The organism is Candidatus Chloroploca mongolica (assembly GCF_004762035.2).
GTDB classification, from domain to species: Bacteria; Chloroflexota; Chloroflexia; order Chloroflexales; family Chloroflexaceae; genus Chloroploca; species Chloroploca mongolica.
Map to the genome: position 1 here is coordinate 1 of NZ_SIJK02000093.1, position 11,228 is coordinate 11,228.

Genomic DNA, 11,228 nt, shown 5'->3' on the forward strand with positions numbered 1-11,228 from the left:
GGTATCCGTACCGGAAGGTGCGGATGGATCACCTCCTTTCTAGGGAGCAATCCCATTATTGCGTGAATGGTACGACCCAACATAGAACCACACTCGACTGTCAAGGTATTGTTTCTAAGGTATCGCCGAGCTTTGCTCGGCGATACCTTTTTTTGATTCGACCTAAACGTTCGCCTGTCAAGGTATTGTTTCATAACGGCGTGGCCGAGCTTTGCTCGGCGATACCGTTTGTTGATTCGACCTAAACCTTCGCCTGTCAAGGTCTTGTTTCATAACGGTAGGGCCGAGCAAAGCTCGGCGATACTTTTTTTGATTCGACCTAAACGTTCGCCCGTCAAGGTCTTGTTTCATAACGGTAGGGCCGAGCAAAGCTCGGCGATACTTTTTTTGATTCGACCTAAACGTTCGCCCGTCAAGGTCTTGTTTCATAACGGTAGGGCCGAGCAAAGCTCGGCCCTACCGTTTTTGATTCGACCTAAACGTTCGCTTGTCAAGGTGTTGTTTCATAACGGCGTGGCCGAGCTTTGCTCGGCCATACCTTTTTTGATTCTGGCTAGGCTTAGAGGTACGGCACGATCGAGTAACGCGCAAGGATGACGATTTGTAGGTCAACCAGGAAGTGGACAAGAAAGGTCGGCCAGAATGAGCGTGCCTGGAAGTACATGACGACATAGGTTAGCGTCAAGAGGGTGTTGAGCGGTACCGTCAACCAGGTTGCACCTGTCTGGCGGGCTTCGGGCAATACTTCAGCCCAGAAAATGATGTGAATGAGGGTTACGAGGGTGAGCAAAAGAAAACTGCCGATGATGAGGCCGAGTTTCTGTTGCCAACCTGTGGCCCAACGGTTGCGCCAGGCAATCAAGACATAGAGCCAAGAGAATTGTTCCAGCGCGGCGTTGACCCCACCCCAGATCACTGCTGTGAGCCAGATGCCCCACCACGGTGCGCCTGCGTCAGCAAAGGCATTCCAGTTGCGAAAGGTGATCGCGCCGGCGAGCAAGACCCCGAGAAGAAACATTGCCCACGGCCAACGTGTCGGACGATCATAATCAAGGGAGCCCAGCCGCCAACGATAGAGCAAAACTCCACACACGACGTAATATATAAACAGGCTTGTCAGTGCCCCCCCTGTCCAATGTAATACGCCGAGGGTAAGCCACGGTAAGCCAAAGGCGATCAAGAGGGCCAGGATGAGATCCAGGTTTGTCGTGGGCGTGTCGCCGCCAAATGGACGCAGAGGCATTGAACGGGCGGTCTGCGACGTGTCTTGACTGATCTCAATCATGAGGTGACTCCTTCTTTGCTGGTCGTTGCCATCAGCACGAGCAGTGTTTTTACGGCGTTAGCCCAGGGCATGGTCAGTCCAATCTTCGGCGAGCATGGCGTAGCGTTCGTGGTCGCGCCACTCCCCTGCGATGAAGAGGTAACGGCGTGAGTAGCCTTCACGGGTGAAGCCAAGGCGCTGCACCAGCGCACGTGAGGCGTGGTTCCCGGGTTGGATGTTGGCTTCGATGCGGTGCAATTGCAAGGGGCCAAAGGCAGCATCGAGGGCCAAAGCAATTGCTTCGCGCATGAAGCCTTGCCTGGCATAGGCTGCCCCGATGTAGTAGCCCACGTATGCGCTCTGCAGTGGCCCGTAGAAGATCTGGCTGAGTGTGATCGCCCCCATAACTGCGCCGTCCTCCCTCTGGCAGACGAGCCTGCTCCATGTATCTGCCTGGGCGCAACGATCGAGATAGGCGCTGAATTGCTCGGCTGTGGTCGGCGGGAAGATCCAGGGCGTGTGGTGCCCAATACTCGCCTGGTTGACGTGCAAAAGCGCTGCTTCATCAGTAGGCGTTGGCGGGCGCAGAAAGACCCGGGGCAGAGTCTGTGCTTCCATCAATGGCCCTCTTTCTCTTCACGGTATGGATGCTCGCTGACATTGCTATAGTACCACTGCCCTGTAAGTGTACGTAGGGCGATTGCATCTTCCGTGTATGCACCCCACCAGGGCACCCGCAAGGGGTGCCCCTACACCGGGCCCGCCCCTACACCGGGCCCGCCCCCACCAGGGCACCCGCAAGGGGTGCCCCTACCCCGGGCCCGCCCCCACCCCGGGCCCGCCCCCACCAGGGCACCCGCAAGGGGTGCCCCTACACCGGGCCCGCCCCTACACCGGTACGGGTACCCCTTGCGGGTGCCCCTACACCGGTACGGGCACCCGCAAGGGGTGCCCCACCCCGGTACGGGCACCCCTTGCGGGTGCCCCACCCCGGTACGGGTACCCCTTGCGGGTGCCCCGTTGTATCCGGTTTCGTATGATGCAATCGCCCTATAAGTGTAGTTTGCAAGCCTTGAGGCATATGCTTCGGTATGCTACACTTATGCGAGGAGGGCGAAAGCAGTTGCCTTTCACGTTTCAAGGAGAAATTCGCAATGGCAACTGTGCGCGAAGGCAACAAAGCGGTTTTGCTGGTGGTTGATGTACAGGTCGACGTCATGAGCGAATCGTGGGAGGCGCCGAGGGTCATTCAGAACCTGGTCCAGGTTGTCGAATGTGCCCGCGCCCAGGGAGCTCCTGTGATCTGGGTGCAGCACTCAGACGAGGAACTGCTCTATGGAAGCCCAGGATGGCAATGGGTACCGGAACTTGTCCCAGCCAGTGGTGACGCGCTGATTCACAAGCATTTCAACTCGTCGTTCGAAGCGACCGATCTTGAAGCGCACCTTGCCGCATGTGGCGCAACGCATATTGTGCTGGCGGGAGCGGCCACGAACTGGTGCATTCGTGCGACGGCATATGGTGCGCTGGATCGCGGGTACGACCTGACGCTTGTTAGCGATGCTCATACGACCGGCACCATCGTGCTTGAAGATGGGGGGAGGATTGACGCGGCAACCATCGTTGAGGAACTTAACATTGCAATGACATGGTTGAGCTATCCAGGTCGTACGAACAGTACGGCCACTGCCGAGGCGGTTGATTTCACGTGCTCGGGCGCAACACCCCACGCCATGGTCGCCGCAGAATAGGCCCCCCGCGCTGACCCGAGGTGAACGATAGCTTGCGAAAGCAGAACAAAAATGCTATCATAGATACCATACTGGGTCCTGCTCACTGGTATGCAAAAGGCGGTATGCGATGACGGCACAACCAAAACGGTATATCACTGAACAAGAATATCTTGTTTTTGAGCGTGCAAGTACCAGTAAGCATGAATATTTCGATGGGCAAATCTACGCAATGGCGGGGGCATCACGCATCCATAATCTTATTGCAGGAAATACCCTTGCGGCACTGCATGGTCAACTTCGTCGGAAGCCGTGTCAAGTATTTCCGAGTGATATGCGTGTGAAAGTAACCCGTACCGGTCTCAATACGTATCCTGATCTTGTTGTTATTTGTGGAGAACCTGAATATACTGATGACGCGCTTGATACGCTCATCAATCCGTTTGTGCTTATTGAGATCCTATCACCATCAACGGAACGCTATGATCGAGGGATGAAAGCCCAACACTATCGCACTATCGAAACCTTACAGGATTACATCCTTATCGCACAAGACCATTTTCATATAGAGCATTATGCACGACAAGATAATGGCCTGTGGCTGCTTCAAGAGGCGATTGGCATTGGATCGGCCCTTATCATTCACTCCATTGAATGTACTCTTGCACTCGAAGATGTCTACGAAAAAGTGGATATTACACCCGAAAACCCAGGTATCTCTCGGGAAATTCCCCCTGAGTAGCATGACGAACAAAAACGTGTTATGAGCCGCCGTCATCGCGCTGCCCAACCCAATCCCAAGCAGTTGCAGCGAGCGATCACTGCGCGGAAACAGGCTGAACTGGCCCTGGCCGAACAGTTTCGCTACGCCGAGGCCCTCGGGAGTTGTTCGCGCACGCTCTTGATGGTCGGCAGCGATGTGCCTGACTGGAAGCCAATCGTCCAGCAGGTTGTCGCGATTCTGCGTGAGGCCGTTGACTGTACGCGCATCGGGTTGCGTATCTACCCTTCGTTCGATCTCATCTCACCGCGCGAAGAGAGCCTTGTCTATGCCCAGCAACCCAATACCGAGCCCTTCCTGAATTATCCTACCTCACGCGATGATGCGCGACCAGAACTCGTCGAGGCTATTCTGGCGGGCAAAGTCGTCACGGGGAGCCCCGAGGAGCTTTTCACCCCTGGCAGTTCGCAGGCCATCCACTATGCGCAAAACCATGTGCGCGCCCTGATCTTGCTCGGCGTGCATATTGCAGGCGTCTGGCGCGGGCATCTCGTCGTCTCAGATCGGCAGGAACGTACGTGGAACCAGCCCACCATCCGCCTGATCCGCACGGGCCTGGAGATGATCGCCGCTTTTATTCAACAGTGGGAGACGACCAGTGCGTTGCGCACCCGTGAGACCCAATTGCGCGCCCTGGGCGACAACCTGCCCAATGGGTTTGTCTACCAACTCTACCGCGATGCCGCCTGGCACCCGACCTTCACCTATCTCAGCAGTGGCGTCGAACGCATCCTGGCGGTTACGCCCAAGGAGGGGCAGTGTGATGCGAGCAAGCTCTACGCGAGGATTCACCCTGAAGACCGTGAGCAGATCTATGCCTCCGAGCGCCACTCGGCGGCGACCCTGAGTGACAGCGCCGAAGTTGCGCGCCACATAACGCCCACCGGCGAATTGCGCTGGCTTTACCTGTGCGAGCGTCCGCGCAGACAAAGCGATGGCAGTGTCATCTGGGATGGCATTGCACTCGATATTACCGAACGTCAACGGGCAGCAGAAGAACTGGCACACGCCCGTGATGCCGCCGAAGCAGCGGCACAGGCGCGTGCGGTCTTCCTCGCCACCATGAGCCACGAGATTCGCACGCCGCTCAACGCGATTATCGGCATGACGACACTGCTCGAAGAGACACCCCTCAACGACGAACAGCACCACTATACGACGACGATCAGGATGGCGGGCCAGATTCTGCTCGCCGTGATCAACGACATCCTCGATTTCTCGCGCATCGAGTCGGGCCAGGTTGAGTTAGAGTTTCTCCCTTTCGACTTGCCCGCCCTGCTGGTCTCATCGGTTGAACTCGTGGCCCATAGCGCCCACCAGAAAGGTCTGGCGATCAGTTTGAACTGTGCGCCCGAACTGCCCACCTATGTCAACGGCGACGAGACACGCGTCCGCCAGGTGCTGCTCAACCTGCTTGGCAACGCGATCAAGTTCACCAGCGAGGGCGAGGTGATGCTCACGGCTACGGCTGAGCGTACTGCTGACGAAACCGCGCTCGTGAGCCTCAGCGTGCGTGATACGGGCATCGGGATTCCCTTTGCGCAACAGGTGCGCATCTTCGAACCCTTTGTTCAGGCCGACAGCAGCACGGCCCGCCGTTACGGCGGTACCGGGCTTGGTCTGGCGATTAGTCATCAACTGGCTCACATGATGGGCGGGAGCCTGGCATTGCAGAGCGAACCCGGCATTGGCTCGACCTTCACCCTGCACCTGCCGCTCGCCGTTGTCAGGCAAGCGACGCTGCCGCAGGCTCCCCCCTCGGACCCTGCCACCATCCAGCCGCTGCGCATCCTCGTGGCCGAAGACAACCTGCTCAACCAGGATCTCATCCGACGCATGTTGGGACGTATGGGCCACACCATTCATGTCGTCGCTGATGGGCAGGCTGCCGTCGCAGCGGTACGTCAGGTGGCCTATGACGTGGTGGTGATGGATATGCAAATGCCCGAGCTCGATGGCACGGGTGCCACCCAGCAGATCCGCGCCCTTGGGCAGACGGTGCATCAGCCGTACATCATTGCCCTGACTGCCAGTGCAATGGCCGGGGATCGTGAACGCGCTCTGCAGACAGGCATGGATGCGTATCTGACCAAGCCGGTGGTAGGCGCCGAGCTGCGTCAGGCCCTGGCTCAGGTTGTCCCTCTGGTTGCTGCCAGTTCACCTGATCGGTCGCCCCCTTCTTCGCCCCCAACGGGATCCTTCGCAGCAACCCCGAGCATGCCAACTACACCATCCCCGAGCAGCGAGGCCAACGTGCCCTTGGTTACCTGGCGCGTGCTCGACCGTCTCCTCGAGAGTTTGGGCGAGACAGGTTCGGTGCAACTTGCAACGCTGATCCACCTCTTCGAAGCGACCTTGCCACCCCAACTTGCCAGCCTCGCCGAGGCCGTTGCCAACCAGGATCGCGCTCGGGTCAAGGATCTCACCCACCGTCTCCGTGGCGGCTGCCTTCAACTCGGCGCTCGGGCCATGGCAACCCTCAGCCATCAGATCGAGCAGACCGGGAATCCGGATGAACTCCCGGCCCTGCTCACCGAATTGAACACCTGCTACGCGCAGACCCTTGCCCAACTGCGTGAACGCTATGCCAGGCAAGGAGGGTGAGGCTTCTTTTTACCCTATCCGGCCCTCAGTTGCGCCGCGAGGGTGATAAATCACTTCCTTCCACACCCCGGTGATGTTGTCAGCAAAGATAATCACGAGTTCACCTGGTTCGGCCAGGTTCATCGCATAGCGCACCGCTTCGAGCTCCTTGGGCACATCAACAATTTGCGCGGCGGGCATGCCAGCGGCGAGCGCGGCTTCCCGCAAGATGCCGATGACTTCACCGGGGGCGCGGCCACGGCGGTCGTCATCTTCTTTGAGGATCAGCAGATCAAACATCGTGCCAAGAATGCCGCCGGCTTCGGCGATATCCTGGTTACGTCGATCACCAGGCGAACTTACTACGCCGATGACCCGTGGATAAGACGGGCGCAGGCGTTCGACCAGTTCGCGCATCGCCGCGAAGGCTGCCGGGTTGTGCCCGTAGTCCACAAGCACGCGGAAGGGGTGCTCGTCGAAGATGTTGAGCCGCCCCGGGGCCTGGTAGAAGCTGGTGTTGAAGGTGCGTAGGCCCTGGCGAATATTCTCGATCGTCACGCCGTGCGCATAGGCAATCGCGGTTGCGGCGAGCGCGTTGGCAACATTGTGCAGCGCTTTGCCTTCGAGCGTCGCGGGAATCAGGTGGGTCCAGAGCAAGGGGATGTATTGTTCAGCATCGTAGATGGCGATCATATCGCCGCGCACGCCAGCTTGCAAGACTACGGCGGTGCCCCCATTGGCGATATGATTTTTGACCAGATCGCTCGCACTCTCGCCGCCGTGCATGCTAAAGTAGATCAGCCGGCCTTCGGCGCGGTCGGCCATCGCCGCAACCAGCGGATCATCGGCATTGAGCACACTCGCGCCATCGTCACGCACGACTTCGACCACCAGCCCCTTGATCTCAGCGATCTGCTCGACCGTATGGATGCCCCGCAGACCAAGATGATCATTCGAGACATTGAGCACCGCGCCCACATCGCAACGCTCAAAACCAAGCCCCTCGCGCAGGATGCCGCCCCGCGCCGTCTCAAGCACCGCCGCCTCGATCGTCGGGTCTTTCAACACCATCCGCGCACTCCACGGGCCAGTCAGATCGCCTTTGAGGTAGAGTTCACCATCAATATAGATGCCATCGGTGGTGGTGAGGCCAACCCGCTGCCCGTGCATCTTGAGGATATGCGCGACCATGCGTGCCGTCGTTGTTTTGCCGTTGGTGCCGGTAATGCTGAGGATCGGGATGCGCGTCGGCTGCCCCGGCGGAAAGAGCATATCAATCACAAAACGAGCCACATTGCGCGGTGTTCCCTCCGAGGGCTGCAGGTGCATACGAAAGCCCGGGCCGGCATTGACTTCCACGATCCCGCCGCCAACTTCACGCAGTGGCTGCGAAATATCAGGCGTAATCACATCAATGCCTGCCACATCGAGCCCGACAATCAACGCTGCGCGCCGCGCAATCTCGCGAGTCTCGTAGTGAATCTCGGTTGTCCGATCAATCGCCGTGCCACCGGTCGAGAGATTCGCGGTCGCCGCGAGGGCAAAACGCTCACCCGACGCTAACACGGTCGCAAGGGTATAGCCGGCCCGCTCAAGCAGCAGATCGCTCTGATGGTTGAGTTTGATCTTCGTCAAGACTTTTTCGTGCCCAAAGCCGCGGCGCGGATCACGGTTGACCAGTTCGATCAACTCGGCAATCGTATGTTTGCCATCACCAATCACATGGGCAGGCACACGCTCAGCGACGGCCACCACCTCGCCGTTGATCACCAGCACGCGATAGTCATTGCCCTGCAGAAAGGTTTCGACCAGGACATCAGAGCTATATTCGCAGGCGACTTCAAAGGCGCGTACAACCTCTTCAACCGTGTTGAGATTGAGTGAAACGCCGCGACCATGACTGACATCGAGGGGCTTGACGACGAGTGGAAAGTCGAGCGCCTCGGCAGCGGCGGCGGCATCTTCGGCACTTCTGACACGGCGATGGCGCGGCACCGGAATACCAACATCGCCCAGCAAGCGGATCGTCAACTCTTTATCACTTGCTGTTTCGACCGCAATATACGACGTTTGCCCAGTAACTGCCGCACGAATGCGCTGTTGATGCTTGCCATACCCAAGCTGCACCAGGCTCTGGTCGTCCAGGCGAATTGCCGGAATACCCCGTTTACGGGCCTCATCAACAAGCGACGCCGTTGTCGGCCCGAGGACCAGATCCTGGGCACGGCTGATCAGATCATCGCGTTCACGAACAAAATCAAAGCTAGCCCGCTCGTCGCCCTGCAGCGCACTCGGCAGATGCGCGGGCAAGAGCGAACGTACCAGGCGCAACGCAAGATTGCCGGCCTCGCGGCCGACCCGCTCTTCGCGGTACGAATAGATCACAAAGTAGAGCCCGGGCTGATCTGGCACCGACCGCGTCTTGCCATAAGTCACCTCGGTTCCCGCGAGGCACTGCAGCTCGAGCGCGATATGTTCAACAATATGGCCGATCCATGTCCCCTCGCGCAGGCGAAGCACAAAACCACCCGGCTCGCCATACGAGCAACCGTGCTCTTGCAGTGACGGGATCAACTCGATCAGGCGATCGGTAAAACCAGGAATGCGATCCGAAGGATACTCTTCCAACTCCTCAAGATCGAGGGTCAGACGAATCACCGGACGATAGCCATAAGGATTTGGGCCACGAAAAATCTGCGTCTCAAGCACCCGCATATACGCCTCCGCATGGGGATTGGCTTCATACAGTGATGTGGCAGCGGTGCTGCCACATTGTTCGTATTATCGCATAGATTCGCCGGGGTGACACACGCGAAGCCTGGCTTATTGCGGGGGCACGCACGACGGCGGGGCCGTCAGCCAGGGTGCGTAGAGGATATTGACCCCAACTGAGTCGCCACGCCCAAGCGGGTTCGCTTCTGGTTCATAGGGGCCGGTATCGCTCCCCCACCAGTTATTGCGCATATCGAGCAGAACCTCGCTGGTCGCGCCACGACCGAGGCCATAACGCAGATAGACGGGAATAATCGGCGGGACGTGCTCATCAATATAGTTATTTTCGATCCGCAGGCGCATCGGTGGCACGCCATTGGGATCAACCTGGGGCGTCTGGGTGCGCAGACCAAACCCTTGCGCATCACCAATCAGCGCATTGCAGCCGACTGTCCCCAGCAGCGGGCCATTGGTCGTCAATTGCAGATTCGGTGCGCCACCGCGGATCAGATTGCCCTCAAGCGCCAGGTTTAGCGTCTCGAAGGTACTACGGTTACTGACGCGCACCTGTGGGGCGCCCTCACTCAGCCGATTGCCACCAAAACGATTATTGGTCAGGGTCACAAAATTGCCGCGCCCGAAACTCGCCTCAAGGGCCGGGCCAAAGGGCATATCATTGCCCGTCACCTCGCTATCGCGCATCTCGAGGCGGGTATCAGTCAGCAGAATCGATCCACCGTTATCGGTGAAGCGGCTCGAACGAACCGTCAATTGACTGCGTTCCAGCGCCATCACCGTGCCGCCAAGCCCGCCCCCGCGCACCTCGGTATGTTCGAGCACCACAAAACTATTTGGTTGCCCAAAGATTCCGCTCCAGCGCGCGCCCGTTGAACCGACAAAACGCACCGGCTGACCAGGTTGCCCAAGGGCAAGCAGTTGCCCTCCATCAACGAAGATCGAAACCCCTGGCGCAAGGCGCACCTCAACCCCCGCCTCAATCACCAGCTCGCTACCGGGCGCAACCTGAAGATCCCGCTCAACAACGATCGGGCTCTCGGCGCGTGACCAGCGCACATTGCCACTGACCACATCGAAAGGTGGCGGCGGCGGTGGCCCAGGGGTCTCGGTTGGCAACGGCAGCGCCGTCGGTGCAGGTGGATCGACCGGCACCACTGGCGGCGCCGGCGCCTCGTCGGGAGGAGAGGGCACAGCCGTTGGCTGCGGCACAGCCGTTGGCTGCGGCACAGCCGTTGGCTGCGGCACAGCTGTCGGCTGCACGACGGGCGGAGGCTGCACGACGGGCGGAGGCACAGCAGTTGGCACAATCGGCGTCAACGCGAGTGTCGGCATGGGCGGCGGCGTACCCTCACCAGCTGGCCCGGGATACCCGGTCACTGGCGTCGGTTGCCCACCCGCCGGCCCCGGGTACCCGGGAAGTGGTGGGGTAGGATCTTGAAGCACCGGACCTGGATACGCCGCATCAGTCGGGCTCAGTGAAGGAGGGACAACACCAACCGCATCATCGGGCGTTGCCGTCGTCTCGAGCGCAGGATCGCCAGTGGGCACCGCAGGCATGGGATAGGGATAGGAGGGATCAAACCCGCCGACAGGCGACGTTGGTTGACCAGGAGAAGGATAAGCGCCCTGATCAGGCGTTGGCGAAACAACTGGATACGCAGGATCAGGGATAGTCGTAAGCTCTTCGGTGGGCACGCCAGCCTCTTCACCGGGTTGACCGCCTGGCGTAAAAAGGAAGGTCAAAGCCACCGCTAGAATCAGAAACGAGAGCGCCCCAAGCAAAAGGAGCGTATCACGACTGATACGCTTACTCTGAGATTGATCGGAAAACTGCGGATCGGGTGACTGCTGATCGTCCGGTGTCACGCAAAAAGCCTCCCGTCTTGCAGACCAAACCGAGGTGCAGTGTACCACAGGGGCTTGCCTGTCGCAAGCTATACGGGATGTCGGGTAGGGGCGATTGCATCATACGAAACCGGATAAAAAAATACGCCCTATTTGGCAGCATGTGCATGCAACCAGCGGCGCAAACGGCGACACCCGGCAACAACGAGGCACCCGCAAGGGGCGGGCACCCGCAAGGGGCGGGCACCCGCAAGGGGCGGGCACCCGCAAGGGGCGGGCACCCGCAAGGGGCGGG

The 11,228-nt window shown here is 59.2% G+C and carries 7 protein-coding genes; 3 read left to right on the forward strand and 4 right to left on the reverse strand.

What is annotated here, in order from left to right:
* Positions 1–559 precede the first annotated feature (559 nt).
* Positions 560–1,285 (reverse strand): hypothetical protein, encoded by a 726-nt coding sequence (locus EYB53_RS23870; RefSeq protein WP_135481848.1) that lies wholly within the window; start codon positions 1,283–1,285, stop codon positions 560–562.
* 57 nt (positions 1,286–1,342) lie between these two features.
* On the reverse strand, positions 1,343–1,882 hold the full coding sequence (locus EYB53_RS23875; RefSeq protein ID WP_135481850.1) for a GNAT family N-acetyltransferase: 540 nt from the start codon (positions 1,880–1,882) through the stop codon (positions 1,343–1,345).
* Between the two features lie 536 nt (positions 1,883–2,418).
* Between EYB53_RS23875 and EYB53_RS23880 the strand changes: the two genes are divergently transcribed.
* From EYB53_RS23880 to EYB53_RS23890, 3 genes are all read left to right on the forward strand, one after another.
* On the forward strand, positions 2,419–3,015 hold the full coding sequence (locus EYB53_RS23880; RefSeq protein ID WP_167857584.1) for a cysteine hydrolase family protein: 597 nt from the start codon (positions 2,419–2,421) through the stop codon (positions 3,013–3,015).
* A 109-nt stretch (positions 3,016–3,124) separates the two neighbouring features.
* A complete protein-coding gene (locus EYB53_RS23885) occupies positions 3,125–3,736 on the forward strand; it encodes a Uma2 family endonuclease (protein ID WP_135481856.1) in 612 nt (203 codons plus the stop codon).
* A gap of 21 nt (positions 3,737–3,757) precedes the next feature.
* Entirely contained in the window at positions 3,758–6,379 is a 2,622-nt protein-coding gene (locus EYB53_RS23890; RefSeq protein ID WP_135481858.1) for a hybrid sensor histidine kinase/response regulator, read from the forward strand.
* 9 nt (positions 6,380–6,388) lie between these two features.
* On the opposite strand, the gene cphA is transcribed toward EYB53_RS23890, so the two are convergent.
* Positions 6,389–9,073 (reverse strand): cyanophycin synthetase, encoded by a 2,685-nt coding sequence (gene cphA / locus EYB53_RS23895; RefSeq protein WP_135481860.1) that lies wholly within the window; start codon positions 9,071–9,073, stop codon positions 6,389–6,391.
* Positions 9,074–9,181: 108 nt separating this feature from the next.
* Positions 9,182–10,954, reverse strand: a complete 1,773-nt coding sequence (locus EYB53_RS23900) for a right-handed parallel beta-helix repeat-containing protein (RefSeq protein WP_167857585.1) — start codon at positions 10,952–10,954, stop codon at positions 9,182–9,184.
* Positions 10,955–11,228: the final 274 nt, after the last annotated feature.